Below are 22,158 nucleotides of genomic sequence, written 5' to 3' on the forward strand. Positions count from 1 at the left end.
TTGCACTGTCTATCAAAACAGCACGGGTTGCTCGATGGTGTATAGGGAATCAGTATGGCAAGGAAAAAAGTGTCTACAGGTTCAGCTAATGTAGCAAAAAAGTGTCTAGTAAAATCAGGTAAAGTCAGCATCCGCATCAGTTCACCAACTCATCCGCATCAGTTCACCAACTCATCCGCATCACTTTAGCAAATGATACGTATCAGTTTAACGAATGACATTATTAAATTACAGATGGATGCTTAAAAGGTTTATAAATTAAGCTTTCGCCAAATAAAATTGGGAACACAACTCCAAAGCCTTGCCAAAATACTCCAACGCCAATCGATGACACAAATATGCTTTTGACGCATCACGGCACTATAAATCTTACGTGATACGTATTCCACATTCATCAACATCGGGTATTTATGAGCACCACTCAGCAAGGCTGTATCAACAAATCCTGGACGGATATCGGTGAAAGTAATAGAAAGATGACGTTGATTGGCCAGTTGCTCAAGTGCCTGAATATAACAATTCTGAAAAGCTTTAGTTGCCGAATAGGAAGGAGCAGGTCCCAACCCTTTAATTCCGGCTATTGAACTGATACAAGCTATATGTCCGCCTCCATTATTCGCCATATAATTAAAGGCGGCATCTATCATCCGGGTGAATCCTAATCCATTAGTAGCAACTGTTTTGATTTCTATATCAGTATCTAAATTTCTATTCTGTTTGCCTATCCCTGACGCATAAAAGAAAAGATCCATTCCGCCTATGCGATCTATCAGAGACAACAAGCAATCGGGAGCGTCATCGGTAGTAACATCTATGGTTTCGAACTCAATCCGGTCGGGATTCAGTTCTTTAAATGCCATAAGTTTATCAGCGCGACGGGCAGCGATACCAATAGTCCATCCATCAGCAAGCAGTAACTTACTAATTTCCATCCCCATCCCCGAAGAGGCACCGATAACAACAGCTCGTTTCATAATTTATTCAAATATATCATCAAGCCCCTGATTAGTAGTTTCGTCAGGCATATTGGCGTCTAAGATATCACCACAAGGATTGAATCCTTCAGGAATAGAGAATTTCTCATCTTGGGAATATCCCAAACTCTTATCATCATAAACCTTTTGCATATAAAGACCACACACAGGCAATGCCATAGAAGCACCCTGACCATAAAGCATGGTATCGAAGTGAATATCACGATCCTCACCACCTACCCAAACGCCACTTACCAACGAAGGTGTAAAGCCCATAAACCAACCATCGGAATTATCTTGTGTAGTACCTGTCTTTCCCCCCATATCAGCCGTAATATTATAAATTCGCCGGATACGGTTTCCTGTTCCTTCATTGATAACACCACGAAGCATGGTGAGCATTTTATTGGTAGCGTCTTCGCTGATTACCTCGTTCATCTGAGGAGTAAAGGTCGCAATGACATTCCCCTCGTTATCTTCAATTCGGGAAACAAAGAGCAGAGTTGTACGGATACCTCTGTTGGCAAATGCCGTATAAGCACTCACCATCTCTCCTACCGAGATATCGCACGTACCAAGGCAGAGGGAAACCACAGGGTCAATCTCTTTATTCATAACACCAAATGCATGAATCAGACGAACAAGCTGATACGGACTGAGTTTTCCCATCAGATAAGCAGTTACCCAGTTATCGGAATTGGTCAATCCCCATTTAACGGAAACCATCTCGCCATAACGTTTATGATTAGCATTACGCGGAGTCCATGCCCGACCGTTCTCATCAACCAATGTCTGTTCTACATGGCGTACCATATCACATGGAGAAAATCCGTTTTCCATAGCCAACGTGTACAAATACGGTTTAATGGTTGAACCCACCTGACGACGTCCCTGCATGGCCATATCATACTGAAAATATGTATAGTTCGGACCACCTACATAAGCTTTTACAAAGCCTGAACGAGGGTCCATAGACATGAATCCGCAACGAAGAAAATGCTTATAGTAACGTATAGAATCGATAGCAGACATTACCGTATCAATCTCCCCTTTATATGTAAATACCGACATTGGATGTTTCTTATTGAACTCTTTCATTATCGCCTCTTCCTTCATTCCTTGTTTCTTCAAGTAACGATACAAATCTGTCTGATGGATAGAGCGATCAAGAATCATCTTTACATCAGCATCCGAAATCCGATTGGTAAACGGAGCATTCTTTCTTCCTTTCTTCTCAGAAAAGAAATGAGGTTGCAAATAACCTGCTACATGTTCCATAACAGCTTCTTCCGCATACCTCTGCATGCGCGAATTGATAGTAGTATAAATTTTCAATCCGTCGGTATAGACATTATAGTTGGAACCATCTTTCTTTTTATTTTTCGAACACCATCCGAACAACGGATTGTTAATCCAAGCGATGGAATCTTCATAATACTTCTGACCTTCCCACGCCATATAATTACTTCGAACCGGTTTCTTTTTTGTCATAATGCCACGCAGGTACTCGCGGAAGTATGTTGCCAAACCTTCTTTATGGTCAACACGACGATAATGGAGCGTCAATGGTAATTTCTTCAATGAATCAGCCTCAGCCTTTGTCAAGTCACCGGCCTTCTCCATCTGACCGATAACAACATCTCTACGCCCCTTAGCGCGCTCATTGAAACGACGCGGATTAAAAAGCGATGGATTTTTGCACATGCCTACCAATGTGGCAGCCTCTTCAACAGTCAAATCCTTAGGTTCTTTAGAAAAATAAGTATTCGCAGCCGTCTTAATACCTACAGCGTTATTAAGAAAATCGAACTTGTTCAAATACATAGTAAGAATCTCTTCTTTGGTATAATAACGCTCCAGCTGTACTGCAATGACCCATTCTATAGGTTTCTGAAACAGGCGTTCCACCACATTATCGGCTGCAGGTGAATAAAACTGCTTAGCCAACTGTTGAGTCAGGGTACTACCACCACCGGCATTCTTCTGCATAAAGATACCACGCTTGACCAATGCACGGAAAAAAGCACGAAAATCTATTCCGGAATGGTTCTTGAATCGGGCATCCTCTGTATCAATCAGTGCTTTCACCAGATGAGGCGATAAATCTTCATAACCTACATAAACACGATTCTCTTTACTCAGTGACCAAGTACCAAGCAACTGACCATCGTCCGAAATAATTTGAGTAGCAAACTTAAGTGTAGGATTTTCCAACTCCTGAATAGGAGGAACATAACCAACCCATCCTTTCGCAATTGCACAGAAAATAAGGAACACGCCCAAAACACAAATAGCGAGAAAACCCCATAGAATATGTATGAATTTCTTTCTCATCTTCCCATAATATAAAAAAGATGATGCAAATGTAATAATAAAATCGTTGAAGAAAAAAGCCTTTTACATAAAGTTACTTGAAATATCCGCAGAACCTTCTCCATTTTATTTTTTTTATCTATCTTTACGAACTGAAAGTTGTCTTAATATGAACATTCTCATGGAAAACAGAAGTTTAGTTTCTATTGCCCAGTATTCTAAAGAGAAAATTCTCTATATGTTAGAAATGGCAAAAGAGTTTGAAAAGAAACCCAACCGTAAACTATTGGAAGGTAAAGTTGTTGCCACACTTTTCTTTGAGCCTTCCACTCGTACCCGTCTTAGTTTTGAAACAGCAGCCAATAGGCTGGGCGCACGTGTCATCGGATTCACTGATCCGAAAGTTACCAGTTCATCAAAAGGTGAGACTCTGAAAGATACTATCCTGATGGTAAGCAATTATGCCGACATCATTGTGATGCGCCATTACTTGGAAGGTGCCGCAAGATATGCTAGTGAAATCGCTCCTATTCCTATTGTCAATGCAGGCGATGGAGCCAATCAACACCCATCGCAAACTATGCTCGACCTGTATTCCATTTATAAGACACAAGGAACACTGAACGATCTGAACATTTATCTGGTGGGTGACTTGAAATACGGACGCACTGTTCATTCCTTGATTCAAGCCATGCGTTTTTTTAACCCAACATTTCATTTCATAGCTCCACAAGAGTTGGCTATGCCGAACGAATACAAGCTCTACTGCAAAGAAAATAATATTAAGTATGAAGAACATACCGAATTCTCTGAAGAAACCATTGCCGATGCTGATATTCTTTATATGACACGCGTCCAACGTGAGCGTTTCACCGATTTGATGGAGTACGAACGTGTAAAGAATGTGTACATTTTGAAAAACGATATGCTAAAACATACCCGTCCGAATCTGCGTATCCTTCATCCTTTACCAAGAGTTCATGAGATCGCTTATGATGTAGACGAGAACTCGAAAGCTTATTATTTCCAACAAGCTAAAAACGGACTGTATGCCCGTGAAGCTATACTTAGTGATGTACTGGGCATTACCATTGATAAGGTAAAAGCTGACGAGAACAAGTAAATATTGAAAACTATGAATAAGAAACAAGAATTACAGGTTGCCGCTTTAGAGAACGGTACTGTCATCGATCATATTCCTTGCGACAAAGTATTCACCGTCGTGAATCTTTTGGGTCTACAAGATTCCGATTCTAAAATTACCATCGGAAATAATCTGAATAGCAAAAAACTGGGTAAAAAAGGCTTGATTAAAGTTGCCGACCGATTCTTTACAAACGAAGAAATCAGTCGTATCTCGGTTGTTGCTCCATCTGTTAAACTCAACATTATCCGCAACTACGAAGTGATTGAGAAAAAGACAGTGGAAATGCCTGAGGAACTCCACGGGATTGTAAAATGTGCTAATCCTAAATGCATCACGAATAATGAACCTATGATGACTATTTTCCATGTGGTGGATAAGGAACAGCGTCTATATAAATGCCACTATTGTGAAAAAGAACAGAGTTTAGACGACATGACATTATTATGAAACAAGACTGGAGACCTGGAACGATGATTTATCCACTGCCCGCTGTCATGGTCAGCAGCGGAAGCACTCCCGAAGAATATAATATCATGACCGCTGCATGGACCGGAACTATCTGCTCCGATCCGGTAATGTGTTATGTTTCCATTCGTCAGGAACGTCACTCCTATTCTATTATTAAAAAGAATATGGAGTTTGTCATCAACCTAACCAATAAAGATTTAGCCTTTGCCACCGACTGGTGTGGAGTCCGCTCAGGAAAGAACTATAATAAGTTCAAAGAAATGAATCTTACACCCGGGAAAGCAAAATTCGTCCAAGCTCCCATCATTGAAGAATCTCCTTTAAACATTGAATGTAAAGTAAAAGAAATCATCTCGTTAGGATCACATGATATGTTCATTGCCGAAGTGTTGAATGTAAAGGCTGACGAGAAATACTTGAATAAAGAAACCGGAAAATTCGATATGGAAGCAGCCAAACTGACGGCTTATGAACATGGAGGCTATTATGAACTTGGACATAAAATCGGCAAATTCGGATGGTCGGTAGAGAAAAAGAAATAATTAACTATTAATATATTTAATATGAAGAGAGACGAAGAAATCTTTAATCTGATTGAGAAAGAACATCAACGTCAGTTGAAAGGTATGGAACTTATTGCATCTGAAAACTTTGTCAGTGACGAAGTGATGCAGGCTATGGGATCATGCATGACAAACAAATACGCAGAAGGTTATCCCGGGCACCGTTACTATGGAGGTTGCGAAATTGTTGATCAAAGCGAGGAATTGGCAAGAACACGTTTAAAACAACTATTTGACGCAGAATGGGTAAATGTTCAACCTCACTCTGGAGCTCAGGCTAACGCTGCTGTTTTCCTGACTGTTTTAAATCCCGGAGATAAGTTTATGGGATTGAATCTTGACCAAGGAGGTCATCTTTCACATGGATCTGCGGTAAACACATCGGGTATCATATATCATCCTATTGCATATAATCTGGATCCAAAGACCGGTCGTGTCAACTACGACGAAATGGAAGAAATTGCTCTTCGCGAAAAACCAAAGATGATTATCGGAGGAGGATCTGCCTATTCACGCGAATGGGATTATGAACGTATGCGTGCTATTGCCGATAAGGTAGGAGCTATCTTTATGGTTGACATGGCACACCCCGCCGGTTTGATTGCTGCCGGATTGTTAAAGAACCCATTGAAATATGCACACATCGTAACATCTACTACCCATAAAACATTGCGTGGCCCACGTGGTGGTGTTATCCTTATGAATAAAGACTTTGAGAATCCATGGGGGAAAAAGACAAAGAAAGGCATTACAAAAATGATGTCCCAATTACTCGACTCTGCGGTATTTCCAGGAATACAAGGCGGTCCGTTGGAACATGTTATCGCCGCTAAAGCCGTTGCTTTCGGTGAGGCTCTTCAACCGGAATTCAAGGAATATGCAAAACAGGTTAAAAAGAATGCCGCTGTGCTGGCCGACGAATTGATGAAGCGTGGCTACAAGATTGTTTCCGATGGTACCGATAACCATTCTATGCTGGTTGATTTGCGCACTAAATTCCCTGAGTTGGATGGTAAAGTAGCCGAAACAGCATTAGTATCAGCCGACATTACTGTCAACAAGAACATGGTTCCTTACGATACACGTTCTGCTTTCAAAACTTCCGGTATCCGTTTGGGTACGCCGGCCATGACTACTCGCGGAGCTAAGGAAGATTTGATGATAAAGGTCGCAGAACTAATCGACGAAGTACTTACAAATGTTACAGATGAGAAAATTATTACAAAAGTTCGTGTAGAAGTGAACAATATTATGAAGAATTATCCCATATTCGCATTTTGATTTCAAATTTATATTTAATATTTAAGAAGTATGAAAACAAAATTGACGGTTTTACTACTGAGCTTCACCTTGATTCTCAGTGGATGTGGTAATATGAACAACACCACCAAAGGTGGTATCATCGGTGGTAGTGGCGGCGCAGCTTTAGGTGCTGTCATTGGCGCAATTGCCGGTCATGGTAAAGGTGCTGCCATCGGTGCTGCCGTAGGAGCCGCTGTTGGTACCGGTGCCGGTGTCATTATTGGAAAGAAAATGGATAAAACGGCAAAAGAAGCTGCTCAAATTGAAGGAGCGCAAGTAGAACAAGTAACCGATAATAACGGCCTTGAAGCTGTTAAGGTTACTTTCGACTCAGGCATCTTATTCGATTTCAATAAGAGTACTCTCAGTACTCAGGCAAAGAACTCTTTGACTAAGTTCTCTAAAATCCTGAAAGAGAACCCGACATTGGATATTGCCATTTATGGACATACCGATAAGGTTGGCACACTGGAAGCTAACCAGAAGGTTTCCACAGCTCGCGCAAACGCTGTAGCCGACTATTTGAAATCACTCGGTGTAAAAACTTCACAATTCAAGTACGTTGAAGGAAAGAACTACAGTGAATACGATGAGTCCAAATCAGCAAGTGACAACAGACGTGTCGAAGTATTTATGTACGCAAGTCAGGAAATGATTCAACAAGCAGAAGCAGAAGCTCAAAAATCATAAGCTGATAACCCACATTAAGAACAACAAAGAGAGGTGCATCCATTACTTGTTTGCACCTCTCTTTGCTTTTTCGTCAGACGTATTAAATTTGTCATAAAGAGACCGGAGAAAGTGATACGTATGAATCAACAAACTCATACGCATAACCGGATGAATTCTTCTGATGAATACAAAAAGTCATGCGTCTCTCTTTACACATTCTCACACGTCGAATCAGTAGACGATATATATATGCCCTATTAATCTTTATCATTAAACTCCGACGGATCACCTTTCAGCGTAGGCAAACAAATGTTATATCGGACAGCTATCACACGAGTAAAGAATACAGATGAACCGGCAATAATCTGACAAAGTACTTCACCCACTCCACAAACAGATAGAATCCAATAAAGCACTCCTCCCGCCACACATGCCATGGCATATATCTCCTTTCGGAAAATAAGCGGAATCTCATTGATAAACACATCGCGAATCACACCTCCCGCCGCGCCTGTAATACTTCCCATAATGATTGCCACCCAAAAAGGAAAGCCCAACGCAATGCTATGACTCACACCAACAACAGTGAACAAAGAGAGTCCTACACTATCGAAAAAGAAAATAGTATTATTCATGGTAATAACATACTTGCCAAAAGCAATGACCCAGAATAGTGCCAAGGCTGTACAAATAAGATAAACAGGCGTTTGCATCCAAGCCGGAGTAACTCCCAATAACACATCACGAAGAGTTCCTCCGCCAATGGCTGTAGCCAGTCCAACGACATAAGCACCAAACCAATCGAACCGTTTAGCCGAGGCAAGCCGAATTCCACTCGTTGCAAAAGCAAACGTACCGGCAAAGTCTAATATCTGCACAAATGATACCATATATTTGAAAAAAATTAAATACAAAAGTACATAATAAAGCTAATAATAACGTATATTTGCTAAAAGAAAAGAATAAAAGAAATGAAAGTAACTATCATTGCCGGCGCACGTCCCAACTTTATGAAAATTGCTCCGTTAATGCGTGCCATTCAAAAAGCAAAAAGTGATGGAAAGAATATCTCTGCCAGATTAGTTTATACAGGCTCTGCTCAAGAAAAAAGCATAGAACCGTCTTTGTTCCATGATTTGGATATGCCTGAACCTGAAGTCTATCTGAACGTGAATGAAACAGATTTCTTCCAACGCACAGCCGGTATTATCACTGCTTTCTCCATAGAACTGAAGACGCATCCTGCCAATGTGGTTGTTGTGGTAGATGACTTCACTCCTACCATGGCATGCTCCATCGTAGCAAAGAAGATGGGAGTTAAAGTAGCTCATTTGGTTGCCGGAACTCGTTCGTTCGATACTGACACAAAAGAGATTAACCGAGTTATCACCGATGGACTGTCGGACATCATGTTCACTGCCGGAATGATAGCCAACAGAAACTTGTCGAATACCGGAACAGAACAAAATCATGTCTATTTAGTGGGAAACATTCTCATTGATACCTTGCGTTATAATCGCCCAAGGATGCAACGTCCGGTAGCATTTAATATCCTAAATATAAAAGAAGGTAATTACGTTCTGCTAACCATCAATCGTCATGAAATAGTCAACAACGAAGCAAAGATAAAGATGGTCATGGATAGCATTATCAGCAATACCACCGTTCCTATCGTCGCTCCCATGCATACTTACATCAAAAATCGGTTAGAGGAGCTGACCATTGAAACAAAACGTCTGCATCTATTGCCTCCTCAGCCATACCTTTCGTTCGGATATATGGAAAGTCATGCCAAGGCTATCATCACCGATTCGGGGAATATCGCGGAAGAAGCTACTTTCTTAGGAATACCATGCCTTACATTAAATACATACGCTGAACATCCCGAGACCATCACTACAGGTACTAACTGTCTGGTGGGTGAAGATCCTCAGAAGATTCAGGATGCCATACTAAAGATTCAACGCGGTGATTGGAAAGATGCCAAACTCCCCGAACGATGGGACGGACATACCGCAGAACGAATTGTCTATTCTTTATTAAGAGAATTTGGAAACGAATAAGTAGATGTAAGCATTACTTTACTAATATCATTATCCATGATAGAAAATACAAAACTGAAAAACAATGACGACAATAAAATAAGTAGAAAGAAACATGAAGAAACAATTATTAGGGTTAGCAACCCTTATTTGTGCGCTTACAGCAAGTACACAAATCACAGCTCAGCAATTGCAAGCTGACAATATTGATGAGATTATTCAATCTATGACACTCGACGAGAAGGTACATCTTCTTGTTGGCACGGGAATGCCCGGTGTTGCCATTGGTATGCCTGTTATCGGTGCCACTCGTTCATTAGTGCCCGGCGCAGCCGGCACTACCTATCCTATTCCTCGTTTAGGCATTCCGGCCATTGTTCTCTCTGATGGTCCTGCCGGATTACGTATCGATCCAAAGCGCGATTTCTATAGTAAAACATATTATTGCACATGGTTCCCCATTGGCACTTGTTTATCAAGCAGCTGGAATACAAACCTTGTTCAGATGGTAGGCAAAGCCATTGGAGAAGAAGTGCGCGACTATGGTGCCGACGTGCTCTTAGCGCCGGCAAACAACATCCATCGTAACCCTCTCTGCGGCAGAAACTTCGAATACTACAGTGAGGATCCGCTTCTTTCCGGAAACATTGCCGCGGCTTACATACTTGGTATACAGAGCAATGGTGTAGGAACATCGCTCAAACATTTTGCCTTCAACAATCAGGAAACCAATCGTATGGGTAATGACGCAAGAGTGAGCCAGCGTGCCGCTCGGGAAATCTATCTCAAAGGTTTCGAGATAGCTGTAAAGAAGGCTCAGCCATGGACTGTCATGTCATCGTATAACAAAATAAACGGTACTTACACTGCAGAATGCTACGACTTACTGACAACTATCCTACGTGACGAATGGGGATTCAAGGGCGCAGTGATGACTGACTGGTTCGGAGGTAAAAATCGTTCTGCCGGCGTGATGGCAGGCAATGATATGATTCAGCCGGGATTGCCTTTCGATCCTGACAGTATTAAGGCTGGACTTACCGATGGACGCATCACAATGGAAGCACTCAACCGTAATGTACGACATGTTCTCGACCTTATCGTAAAGACTCCTCGATTCAAGAAACAAAGCTATAGCAGTGATCCTGATTTGAAGGCTCACGCAAAGGTTACTCGTGAAGCAGCAACCGAGGGAATCACATTGTTAAAGAACGACAATGCCACACTGCCTTTTGGAAAGAGAATTAAGAATGTAGCCGTTTACGGTTCTACCAGCTACGACATTCTTGCCGGTGGCTCCGGTTCCGGTTCTGTAAACACCTCATACACTGTTTCGCTCATCGAAGGATTGCGCAACAACGGCTACACTTCCGATACGGCTATTCTTGAAAGCTATCGCAAATTTATTAACGACTTCAAGAGGGAACAGAGTAAAAAGCAAACTTCATGGTTTAGCACTCCGGCACATGCAGATGAATTTGTTCCTGTTGCCGACAGTCTGACATTGCAAGCTCAGCGATGCGATGCAGCTATCATCACCATTGGACGTAACGCCGGAGAAGGAAGCGATCGCAAAGCCGAACTCTTTTATCTCAACGACAACGAACGAAAGCTCATCACAGATATTACTGCTGCTTTCCATAAGGAAGGTAAACAAGTAGTGGTACTGCTCAACATTGATGGGGTAATTGAAACTGCCAGCTGGAAAGATATTCCTGATGCCATTCTGCTCCCTTGGCAGTGTGGACAGGAAGGTGGTAATTCTATGGCCGACGTGATTAGTGGAAATCGCTATCCTTCGGGAAAACTTCCTATGACATTCCCTATCGAACTTGACGATCACTACAGCAGTAAGAATTTTGTCAAGGATGCTCCGAGCGTTCGTCCAACCATTGGACAGAAAGAATCAGGTGAACAGCGTAATCTTATCGACTATACCAACTACGAGGAAGGTATCTATGTAGGCTATCGCTATTTTGATAGTTTTAAGAAGAACGTAAGCTATCCGTTCGGTTACGGTATGAGTTATACCACATTTGAATATAGTGAGCCATCAGTAAAAATGAATGGAAACACCATTGAAGTAAGTGTCAGCGTCACCAACACAGGAAAAGCTGTGGGCAAGGAGATTGCCGAAGTGTACGTTACGGCTCCTAAAGGGAAGATTGACAAGCCTGCTCAGGAACTGAAAGCATTTGCCAAAACTCGTGAACTGAAACCCGGCGAGAGCGAAACTCTCAGCATGACCATCCATCCGATCGACCTTGCCTCTTTCAACGAAAATCAGAGTGCATGGATACTTGATGCCGGAAAATATACCTTCAAGGTTGGGGCATCAAGCCGTGACATTAAAGGTGTGACAACTGTCAAGTTGAACGGAATGAAACAAAAAGTACACAATGTATTAAAACCTGTGGAAAAGCTCAATACGTTAGTATGTCGTCCTTAACAGGATGCATCCCATCAGCTGTATTGCGCTTTACTCATGTCAAACGTATGATAGCTGAAAATGATGCTGATAAATAGACAAAGTGACGCGGATGAGTTGCTCGGTTGATGCGCATGAGTTGAGTAACTCATCCGTATGAGTTGAACGATTCATACGGATCATTTTAACAAATCTCTTTATCAATAATGATTGCTATGAAAGATGAAAAGCATTTCAATACTTATGAATAACATTTCTTAATAAATGAAGGATAAATACTTGTTTTACGAGACTTTTAATCATCTTTCTCAATTTGCTATAAACTAAAATAAGCTGCCTCAAAGAATGAAGCAGCTTATTTTATATGAAATATAAAACTACTCTTTTGGAATGGATTCAGACCATAAAACTTCACGCGATTGTTTGTTTATAACATTAATTGTTCCACCGGAGTATTGTAAAACCAATCCTTTCTTTTTTGCCAACATATCAGATGCCATACGAATAGCTTTATTTTTATCCTTAATATTAAATCCTTTTACAGTCTCTTCACGTGAATCCTTAAATAAAATGTCATAAGTTTCCATCTCTCTCTCCTTTTATGCTTTTCTTAAATAGTTAGTCGTGCAAAGTTAGTATATACTTAGAACATACAAATTATTTAGTGACTCTTTTACTTACTAAATAGGAAGAATTTGAAATTTAGATTGTATCTTTACAAAAGATAAAAATCAATTATGCATTCCAATTTACTCGTTTACAAGGCATCGGCCGGCTCAGGAAAAACTTTTACGCTGACCGTAGAATATATTAAGTTACTGATAGATAGACCAGAAAATTATAAGGAAATTCTGGCAGTGACTTTTACAAATAAAGCTACTGCCGAGATGAAAGAGCGCATCCTCAGTCAACTGTATGGCATTGCTATCGGCGACAGTCTGTCGGATGCATATCTAAATGTAATTCTTTCGGAGACCAACCGTTCTGTGGAAGTAATCCGTCAACAAGCCAAGCGTGCTCTAATGTTGATCATCCATGATTACAGTCATTTCCACATTGAGACTATCGACTCATTCTTTCAATCGGTAATAAAGAATATTGCCAGAGAATTAAATCTCGGAGCGAACTTAAAAATCATATTAGATCAGGAAAAGCCGTTGAGTGACGCGGTAGATACCATCATTAATAATCTGAATACCAACGATGTGATACTCACATGGATTACTGATTTTATAATGGAACGCATCAACAATGATAAAAGTTGGAATGTATCTAAAGAAATAAAATCGTTCGGGAAATATATATTCAATGAGATATATATAGAAAAAGGGGATAATGTTAAAAAGAACATGGAAGAAATACCCCATTTTATCGGTAATTATAAGAAACTGCTGAATGCTCTAAGCGATGACGCGGAAAAGGAATTGACTGATATTGCTGATAAATTCTTCAAGATACTCAATGATAACGGATTAGAACCTACAGATCTGAATGGCGGGACAAGAAGTATAGCCAGTTATTTCAACAAACTAAAGGCCTTGGCATTGGATAAGCTCATAAATTCTACCGTTGAAAAATGTCTGGACAGTCCGGAAAACTGGGCATCAAAAACATCAAAACGAAGAAATGAAATCGTTAGTTTAGCAGATTCTACCCTTCTTCCGTTATTAAAAAAGGCAGAATCGGTACGCCCGAAAGATGAAAGCATTATCAACTCATGCAACCTTTCTCTACGATATGTCAACGATCTGCAACTGCTCTCTACCATTGATGACGAAATCCACGAGGAGAACCGGACACAGAACAGATTCTTACTCTCCGATACCAACGCGCTGCTCCGTAAGTTTGTTGCCAACGAAGACTCTCCTTTCATTTTTGAGAAGTTGGGTGCCAGTTTGAATCATATCATGATTGATGAGTTCCAAGACACTTCACGCATGCAATGGAATAACTTCAAATTCCTGTTGCAGAATGGTTTGGCACAAGGAAAGAACAGTTTGATAGTAGGTGATGTAAAGCAGTCTATCTATCGTTGGCGAAACGGAGATTGGCGTATTCTGAACAATTTAAAGAACACATTGTTCAACTTCCCTATCATTGAGAAACATTTAAATGTGAACCGCCGAAGTTACGGGAATATAGTCCGCTTCAACAACGCTTTCTTTACCAAAGTATTAGAGTGTGTCAATAACAATGACGAGAATCTTAGGAATGCTTATAAAGATGTCCGACAAGAGGTATGTAAGCATCCCGATGAAGGATTTGTTCATGTCTGTTTATTACATAAAGATAACTATGAAAAGGAAACATGTAACGCTCTTAAAGAAACGGTTAATACACTAATAGATAAAGGTATACATCAAAAAGACATTGCCATATTGGTTCGCAAAAAGAAATTCATCCCCATTATTGCAAACTATTTCAACAAGAACACGCATTATCAGATTGTCTCCGACGAAGCGTTTCAATTGAATGCATCGTCAGCCATTAATATGATGATCAATGCCTTACGACTCCTATTCAATTCGGAAGATAAGATTGCCAAAGCGCAATTAGCTCTCTCCTATCAGATTGAAATATTGAAGAACGGAAAAAGCATGAATGAGATTTTACTTAGCAAGAATAATTCGGAAACATTCCTGCCTGAAAAGTTCTTGAAACAAATGAACGAATTGCGCCTGATGCCGCTGTACGAATTACTGGAGAAATTGTTCAAGCTGTTTGATATGAGCAAGATAGAAAAGCAGGATGCCTATTTATGTGCTTTCTTCGATAATGTGATGCAATATATTCAAGAGAACTCATCCGATATAGGAGCCTTTCTCGACTTTTGGGATGAAGAGCTATACAAGAAAGCTATTCCTTCTGGCGAAGTAGAGGGTATTCGAATTCTTTCCGTTCATAGTTCCAAAGGGTTGGAATTCCATACGGTACTTCTCCCCTTCTGCGATTGGGCTAAAGAAAACGAAATCAATTATGATAATGTAATTTGGGTTGAACCGAAAGAGGCACCTTACAATGAATTAGATATTCTTCCGGTGGAATACAGTAAACCTATGGAGAAGTCTATTTACGCTGATGATTATAGTCAAGAACAGTATCAGCTATGGGTGGACAACTTGAACTTACTCTATGTTGCCTTTACTCGAGCAGAAAGCAATCTGTTCATTTATAGTCAAAAAGGTATAATGGGAAAAGATAAAATGTCGAATACAGCAAATATTTCCGACTGGATTCAAAGTACATTAGGGATGCTTACTGTTGAAGATAATCCGGAGATTAAACTGAATGTAGTGAATGATGGCTCAACCGAAGATGAACCTCTCATATATGAATATGGTTCCATCGTGCTGACAGAAAAAAAGAAAGAACAAAATACCGAAAACAAATTGCTAACCCCCGCTATGGCTCAGGAAATTCATCTGAAATCATACGACAGTAATATAGAATTTAAACAATCCAATAAGTCGGCCGAATTTATCAACGGAGAAGCAACAGAAACAGAAAAATACATTTCCGAAGGTCAGTTGATGCATCATGTATTTTCAGCCATCTATTCCAAAAGTGATGTGGACAAAGCTATTGCTCAGCTTCGCTTTGACGGAATTATAGAATCAACTGAACAAGAACAGCATGTGCGCAAGCTGACTTTATACGCATTGAATAATCCAAAAGTACAGGATTGGTACTCAGGGAATTGGACACTCTACAATGAATGTACTATATTATACAATAAGAATGGAGAGATACAGACCCGAAGACCAGACCGTGTTATGATAAAAGACGGAGAAGTGGTAGTAGTGGACTTTAAGTTCGGTATTCCTCGTGAAGAATATCACCATCAGGTAAACGAATATATCGGACTATTAAAGCAAATGGGATATACAAATATCAAAGGATATTTATGGTATATCTTCGATAACCAGTTAGAAGAAGTTGAACAAGCAGTGTAACAATGGAAACATTTTTAAAACAAGTAGCAACCGATCTATATAAACGAACGAAGGGGAACCTGGCCCATACAGCAGTTATATTCCCTAATAAACGTGCAAGTCTTTTTTTTAATGAATACCTTGCAAAACAATCAGATAACCCTATTTGGTCGCCTACATATTTAAGCATCAGCGAACTGTTCCAAAGTATGTCGAAGTTGAAACTTTGTGACAGAATAGAACTTGTTTGCATATTATATAAGGTATATAAAGAAGTTACCGGAAGTGATGAAACACTTGACGACTTCTATTTCTGGGGAGAGTTAATGATTAGTGATTTTGATGATGTTGATAAGAATCTGGTAGATGCTAAACGACTGTTTGCAAACATTGAGGATTTAGCAAATCTAACAACCGATTACTCCTATTTAAGCGAAGAACAGATAGATGCCATAAATAAATTCTTCAAAGACTTCTCCATAGAAAAAGAAACAATCCTGAAAAAACAGTTCAAGGCAATTTGGAACTCGTTGAATGCGATTTACGAAGAATTCAATAAAGCGCTGAAAGAAGACGGATTAGCATACGAAGGTATGCTCTATCGAGAAGTAATGAATAAATTGCAAACAGAAAAATACGACCATTACATCTTTATTGGTTTCAATGTATTAAATAAAGTAGAGCATCAATTGTTTGAGACATTTTACCAATCAGGGAAAGCAATCTTCTATTGGGACTACGATACGTATTATGTACCGAAAGACAAAAAAGGAAATCATCTGTTTCATGAAGCGGGACAATTTCTTAATCAAAATTTACGCGACTTTCCTAACGCTCTGCCAATAGAATTATTCAATAATCTTTCAAAGCCGAAAGAGATAGAATATATCGCTTCTCCAACAGAAAATGCTCAAACCCGTTATTTACCCGACTGGTTAGAGCGGAATCTGACGGAAAACGAAAAAGAAACGGCTGTAGTCTTATGCAATGAAGCCCTTCTTCAACCGGTGTTGCATTCGTTACCCGATAAATTAAAGCACATCAACATCACCATGGGCTTTCCTCTTTCACAAACTCCTATTTACAGTTTCGTGAATGCACTGATGAACTTGTATATTACTGGTTATGACGATATAACTAATCGCTATACTTATCAAACTGTTGTCTCTATACTAAAACATCCGTACACACAATTACTCTCAAAAGACACGGCAGAGAAACTGATTTATACGTTAACAAAGAATAACCGATTCTTCCCTTCAATGGAAGATTTATTGAAAGACGACTTCCTGAATATGCTCTTTACTCCTATTAACAAAAACAATATAGAGCTCTGTTCCCGATTAAATGAAATATTGCAAAAAGTAACGGAAATATATAAAGAAAAACCTTCTTCTAATGAGATGACAGCTCAGGAAAAAGCGTTCAATCAGCTATACAGAGAGTCGCTTTTCAAAGTTTATACCACCATCAATCGATTCCATACACTAATAGATAACAATGAACTGATCATCAAACCACAGACACTGACTAAACTAATCAGCCGTGTACTGTTTTCCATGAATATTCCATTTCATGGAGAACCTGCTATCGGACTTCAAGTGATGGGTGTGTTGGAAACTCGAAATCTGGACTTCAAGCATCTTATTCTATTATCCGTAAACGAAGGACAACTACCTAAATCCGAAGGAGACAGTTCTTTCATTCCTTATAACATACGGAAAGCATTCGGAATGACAACCATCGAACACCAAATGGCCGTTTATGCTTACTATTTCTATCGGATGATTCAACGAGCAGAAAAGATTACTTTAATATATAATACATTCTGTGAGGGGCTGAATAAAGGTGAATGGAGTCGGTTCATGTTGCAATTTCTATTGGAAAGCAATCAAAATATCAAGCGCTATTACCTGAAATCAGAACAATCGCCACAACCGGTTGAAGAGATTACAATAGAGAAGAATGCAAACATTAATGAAATTCTCCGCAACAAGTTTGATATGAACAGGAATACTCAAGCTTATCTTTCTCCTACGGCTTTAAATTCCTATATAGAATGTAAACTGAAATTCTATTATCAGTATATTGCCGGACTAAAGCCCTTAGATGAGGTAACTGCCGATATTGACAGTCCGACCTTTGGCAATATATTCCATAAAACGGCAGAAACCATATATAATGATTTAAGTTCACGTGATTCTCTAATTACAAAAGAACGACTGAAAACTTTATTAAAAGATGAAATAAAGCTCCAGCAATACGTAGACAATTCCTTTAAAACTGAATTCTTTAAGATAGACTTAAAAGAAAAATCGGAATATAACGGACTACAACTTATCAATTACAAAGTTATCTTAGAGTATATCAAGCAATTGCTACGACTGGATAGCAGATACACGCCATTCAGATATATTGGCGCAGAAAAGAAAGTATTCGGAGAATATGATATTCTAATTCCTCAAACCAACGAAATCATTAAAGTTCATATCGGAGGAACTATCGACAGAATGGACATGAAAGATAACACGTTGCGTATTGTAGATTATAAAACAGGACGACACAATAGTACTGTATCGAGCATAGAATCTATTTTTAAAGAGGATAGAAAAGATGGATCCAATTATATATTTCAAATCTTCTTGTACTCAGATATTATCACCCAACAACAAAATAGCATGATTAAACCAGCTCTACTGTACATTCAAAAGGCCGCGAGCTCGGATTATACACCTGATATATCAATCGGAACATATAAAAACAAGCTGACAGTTGAGGATTATAATGACTATAAAGAAGAGTTCAGAGCTAATTTTACTGCATTTTTACAGGAAATATTCAGTCCTGAAGGAAAATTTACGCAAACTAACGAGGAGAATAATTGTAAATACTGTAACTTTAAGGCTCTTTGTAAAAAAGAGAACCTGAAAAACTGATAAAATGAAGAAAGTAAAAGTCGGATTATTGCTTCGAATTGTGATAGCAATCATCGCAGGAATTATATTCGGTAACATATTACCGGAAATCATTGTACGTATATTTGTCACATTCAACGGAATATTCAGCCAATTCTTAGGATTCATCATTCCACTTATCATTGTAGGACTGGTTACTCCTGCCATTGCCGATATCGGACGAGGAGCCGGCAAGATGTTGGCGGTCACTGCTCTGATAGCATACACCGCTACTGTAGTCTCCGGATTCTTTTCCTATGGTGTAGGAAACACTTTCTTCCCTTCCATGATTACTCCCGGAGCGTCATTGGAAGAAATTAGTGAATCACACGACGCAACTCCATTCTTTACGGTAGACATCCCTGCTCCACTGCCGGTAATGACCTCCTTAGTAACGGCTTTCACCTTAGGATTGGGTATCGCATACTTAAACGCTACCTCACTGAAGAATGTGGCAGTCGATTTTAAGAATGTAATTATCCTTACCATTCAGGCAGTCATTCTACCATTGTTACCTATCTATATCTTCGGTATATTCCTTAACATGACACATACCGGACAAGTATATCACGTGCTTTCAGTATTTATTAAAATCATTGGAGTTATCTTCTTGATGCACATACTGTTATTGATTTTCCAATACGGCACTGCAGCACTCTTTGTTCACCGGAACCCGTTTAAGATGTTAGGTCGAATGCTTCCGGCTTACTTCACAGCCTTAGGAACACAATCATCGGCTGCTACGATTCCGGTTACACTGGCACAAGCCATCAAAAACGGAGTGAGCGAAGAGATTGCTGGATTCGTCATTCCTCTGTGCGCAACCATCCATCTGTCCGGTTCTATGCTGAAGATTACCGCCTGCGCCTTAGCTTTGATGATTATGCAGGGCATGCCATATACCACCGGTATGTTCGCAGGATTCATTTTTATGCTGGCTATTACCATGGTTGCCGCTCCCGGCGTACCCGGAGGAGCTATTATGGCGGCATTAGGCGTACTGCAATCTATGTTAGGCTTCGGTGAGAGCGAACAAGCACTGATGATTGCTCTCTACATAGCCATGGACAGTTTTGGTACTGCCTGTAATGTAACAGGTGACGGTGCCATTGCTCTAATCATCAACAAACTTTTTAAAAAGAAACAGCAAGTTCCTATTCCAAAAGTTGTTGAGCCTGAAATTTAATCTTAGTTTTGTACAAATATTAACCCATTTAATTCAAAGAACATGAAAAAGACGTTAGGTATCATGCTGCTTTCGTTCATGGCAGCTACTTATTCGTTTGCTCAAAAGCAGTTCACGTTATCATCTCCCGATGGAAATTTAAAGACTACTATTACTGCAGACAAACAATTAATGTACAACATTATTTGTGATGGACGTGAAATTCTCGCTCCTTCCCCTATCGGAATGAAGACGGACAACGGAACTTCTTTTACCGACAATGTAAAAGTTAAAGGCAATAAGAAAGGTAAAATTGACGAAACCATCAACTCTCCATTCTATCGCAGCAAAACGATGGAAAATAAGTGCAATACACTGACCATCAAGCTGAATAATAATTGGGATGTCGAATTCCGTGCATACAATAACGGTATAGCTTATCGAATAATAACAGAAAACAAGAAGCCTTTTAATGTTATTGAAGAAACGGTTGCCTATAATTTTCCAGAAGATTACGTGGAGACTGCAGCTTATGCTGACGCCGGCCGTTCCGGAGATTTTACATCACAGTTTGGCAACTCATTCGAAGCAACCTATAATGTAAAGCCAATTTCTCAACAGGATCATGGTTTTCTGGCATTCCTTCCTGTTGTTGTCGACGCAGGAAACGGCGTTAAACTCTGCTTGAGTGAAAGCCATCTGGAATCTTATCCTGGACTTTATCTGACTGCTTCAGGCAATAAATCATTAAAAGGTGTGAATGCTCCTTACCCAAAGGAAGTGAAACAAGGTGGGCACAACGAACTTGAAATGTTGGTTCAAAGTACAGAAAACTACATCGCAAAAGTTGAAGGTCCCCGTACCTTCCCATGGCGCGTTGCAATGATCAGCCGCAGTGATAAAGAAATGGCAGACAATAACCTAACTTATCTTTTAGGCGACCCGTCAAGATTAAAAGATATCTCTTGGATCAAGCCGGGTAAGGTAGCTTGGGATTGGTGGAACGATTGGAACATTGAAGGTGTTGACTTCCGTGCCGGCATCAACAACGATACATATAAATATTATATCGACTTTGCCGAAAAGCATGGTATTGAGTATGTTATCCTTGACGAAGGTTGGGCAGTTAATAAGAAAGCTGATTTGTTCCAAGTTATTCCTGAAATTGATTTGCAGGAAATAATCAATTATGGTAAGGCACATCATGTAGGAATCATTCTTTGGGCCGGTTACTGGGCATTCGCTCGTGATATGGAACATGTCTGCAAGCACTTCGCGGAAATGGGTGTTAAAGGGTTTAAGGTTGATTTCATGAACCGTGACGACGCGCTTATGACTCAGTTCCTTTATGATGCCGCTGAAATGGCTGCCAAGTATCATCTTATGATGGATTACCATGGTATCTTCAAACCAGCAGGAATCAACCGCACTTATCCAAACGTTATTAACTGTGAAGCTGTTCACGGATTAGAGCAGATGAAATGGCGTACAAATGAGACAGATCAGGTTACTTACGATACACAAATCCCATATATCCGTCAGGCGGGAGGCCCGATGGATTATACTCAGGGAGCTATGCGTAATGCCACTCGCGAAAGCTATTATCCAAGCAATTCGGAACCGATGAGCCAAGGTACCCGCTGTCATCAACTCGGATTATATGTTGTTCTCGATTCACCTATCAACATGCTTTGCGATACTCCAACCAATTATAACAAGGAGCCGGAATGCACTGAATTCATCGCTGCTATTCCCACAACATGGGATATGACAAAGAACCTCGATGGTGAAATAGGCAAATACATTGTGACCATGCGCCAAAAAGATAATACTTTCTACATAGGTGGTGTAAATAATTGGGACGCGCGCGATATCGTTGTCGATACGTCTGTCCTTCCTTCAGGTACTTATAAAGTGGAAATTTTCCAAGATGGAATCAATGCCGATCGCAAAGCTACTGATTATAAAAAAGTAACTACCAACATTAAGGCAGGTGAGAAAATGAACATTCATCTTGCTCCGGGCGGAGGTTTCGCTATTAAGTTTATAAAGCAATAAGTTCATAATATTGGGCGTAATGGACATTTGGTAGGCTGAAAACCTCTCGTGTTTTAGTAATGGACATTTGGTAGGCTGGTAATTCCAGCCTACTTTTTTATATTCAGGAACCCATCTATGAACTTCTTTTTATTAACCTC

15 protein-coding genes are annotated in these 22,158 nt (G+C 39.9%); 11 read left to right on the top strand and 4 right to left on the bottom strand.

All coding sequences use genetic code 11. From position 1 onward, the window contains the following. Positions 1-251: 251 nt before the first annotated feature. Together LO761_RS11820 and LO761_RS11825 are read right to left on the bottom strand one after the other, a co-directional pair. The gene (locus LO761_RS11820) at positions 252-974 is read right to left on the bottom strand and encodes an SDR family NAD(P)-dependent oxidoreductase (protein WP_272818486.1); all 723 of its coding nucleotides are present in this window, start codon (positions 972-974) and stop codon (positions 252-254) included. Between the two features lie 3 nt (positions 975-977). After that, positions 978-3,308 carry a transglycosylase domain-containing protein gene (locus LO761_RS11825; protein ID WP_272818487.1) on the bottom strand — a complete coding sequence of 777 codons (2,331 nt, stop codon included), beginning with the start codon at positions 3,306-3,308 and terminating at the stop codon, positions 978-980. Between the two features lie 160 nt (positions 3,309-3,468). Here LO761_RS11825 and pyrB point away from each other — a divergent pair, with 160 nt between their 5' ends. Genes pyrB through LO761_RS11850 form a run of 5 tightly spaced genes read left to right on the top strand, consistent with a single transcriptional unit; the run spans position 3,469 to position 7,457 of the window. Then, positions 3,469-4,410, top strand: coding sequence for an aspartate carbamoyltransferase (gene pyrB, locus LO761_RS11830; RefSeq protein ID WP_272818488.1), 942 nt, complete (start codon positions 3,469-3,471; stop codon positions 4,408-4,410). A 12-nt stretch (positions 4,411-4,422) separates the two neighbouring features. After that, positions 4,423-4,881, top strand: a complete 459-nt coding sequence (pyrI, locus tag LO761_RS11835; protein ID WP_407951569.1) for an aspartate carbamoyltransferase regulatory subunit — start codon at positions 4,423-4,425, stop codon at positions 4,879-4,881. Beyond that, on the top strand, positions 4,878-5,444 hold the full coding sequence (locus tag LO761_RS11840) for a flavin reductase family protein (protein ID WP_272818490.1): 567 nt from the start codon (positions 4,878-4,880) through the stop codon (positions 5,442-5,444). The genes pyrI and LO761_RS11840 overlap by 4 nt, the downstream gene beginning before the upstream one ends. Before the next feature lie 21 nt (positions 5,445-5,465). After that, complete coding sequence (glyA, locus tag LO761_RS11845) at positions 5,466-6,746, top strand: serine hydroxymethyltransferase (RefSeq protein ID WP_272818491.1); 1,281 nt, start codon at positions 5,466-5,468, stop codon at positions 6,744-6,746. A gap of 30 nt (positions 6,747-6,776) precedes the next feature. Next, the gene (locus tag LO761_RS11850; RefSeq protein ID WP_272818492.1) at positions 6,777-7,457 is read left to right on the top strand and encodes an OmpA family protein; all 681 of its coding nucleotides are present in this window, start codon (positions 6,777-6,779) and stop codon (positions 7,455-7,457) included. 239 nt (positions 7,458-7,696) lie between these two features. Here the strand turns inward: LO761_RS11850 and LO761_RS11855 are convergent, their stop codons facing one another. Next, positions 7,697-8,329 carry a trimeric intracellular cation channel family protein gene (locus LO761_RS11855; protein WP_272818493.1) on the bottom strand — a complete coding sequence of 211 codons (633 nt, stop codon included), beginning with the start codon at positions 8,327-8,329 and terminating at the stop codon, positions 7,697-7,699. An 81-nt stretch (positions 8,330-8,410) separates the two neighbouring features. On the opposite strand from LO761_RS11855, the gene LO761_RS11860 reads away from it, so the two are divergent. Together LO761_RS11860 and LO761_RS11865 are read left to right on the top strand one after the other, a co-directional pair. Beyond that, entirely contained in the window at positions 8,411-9,502 is a 1,092-nt protein-coding gene (locus LO761_RS11860) for a UDP-N-acetyl glucosamine 2-epimerase (protein WP_272818494.1), read from the top strand. Positions 9,503-9,596: 94 nt separating this feature from the next. Next, positions 9,597-11,930: a glycoside hydrolase family 3 C-terminal domain-containing protein gene (locus tag LO761_RS11865; protein ID WP_272818495.1), complete on the top strand. Its 2,334-nt coding sequence runs from the start codon at positions 9,597-9,599 to the stop codon at positions 11,928-11,930. 356 nt (positions 11,931-12,286) lie between these two features. Here LO761_RS11865 and LO761_RS11870 read toward each other — a convergent pair whose 3' ends face one another. Then, positions 12,287-12,496, bottom strand: a complete 210-nt coding sequence (locus LO761_RS11870; RefSeq protein WP_272818496.1) for a hypothetical protein — start codon at positions 12,494-12,496, stop codon at positions 12,287-12,289. 150 nt (positions 12,497-12,646) lie between these two features. Here LO761_RS11870 and LO761_RS11875 point away from each other — a divergent pair, with 150 nt between their 5' ends. The 4 genes from LO761_RS11875 to LO761_RS11890 are packed head-to-tail and all read left to right on the top strand — an operon-like array spanning position 12,647 to position 22,018. Then, positions 12,647-15,862 carry a UvrD-helicase domain-containing protein gene (locus tag LO761_RS11875; RefSeq protein ID WP_272818497.1) on the top strand — a complete coding sequence of 1,072 codons (3,216 nt, stop codon included), beginning with the start codon at positions 12,647-12,649 and terminating at the stop codon, positions 15,860-15,862. A gap of 2 nt (positions 15,863-15,864) precedes the next feature. Then, positions 15,865-18,777: a PD-(D/E)XK nuclease family protein gene (locus LO761_RS11880; RefSeq protein ID WP_272818498.1), complete on the top strand. Its 2,913-nt coding sequence runs from the start codon at positions 15,865-15,867 to the stop codon at positions 18,775-18,777. A gap of 4 nt (positions 18,778-18,781) precedes the next feature. Beyond that, positions 18,782-19,981, top strand: a complete 1,200-nt coding sequence (locus tag LO761_RS11885; protein ID WP_272818499.1) for a dicarboxylate/amino acid:cation symporter — start codon at positions 18,782-18,784, stop codon at positions 19,979-19,981. A gap of 42 nt (positions 19,982-20,023) precedes the next feature. Beyond that, positions 20,024-22,018, top strand: coding sequence for a glycoside hydrolase family 97 protein (locus LO761_RS11890; protein ID WP_272818500.1), 1,995 nt, complete (start codon positions 20,024-20,026; stop codon positions 22,016-22,018). The last annotated feature ends 140 nt before the right edge of the window (positions 22,019-22,158 follow it).

It is taken from the genome of Phocaeicola oris, from assembly GCF_021295095.1.
In the GTDB taxonomy this organism is placed as follows: Bacteria; Bacteroidota; Bacteroidia; order Bacteroidales; family Bacteroidaceae; genus Phocaeicola; species Phocaeicola oris.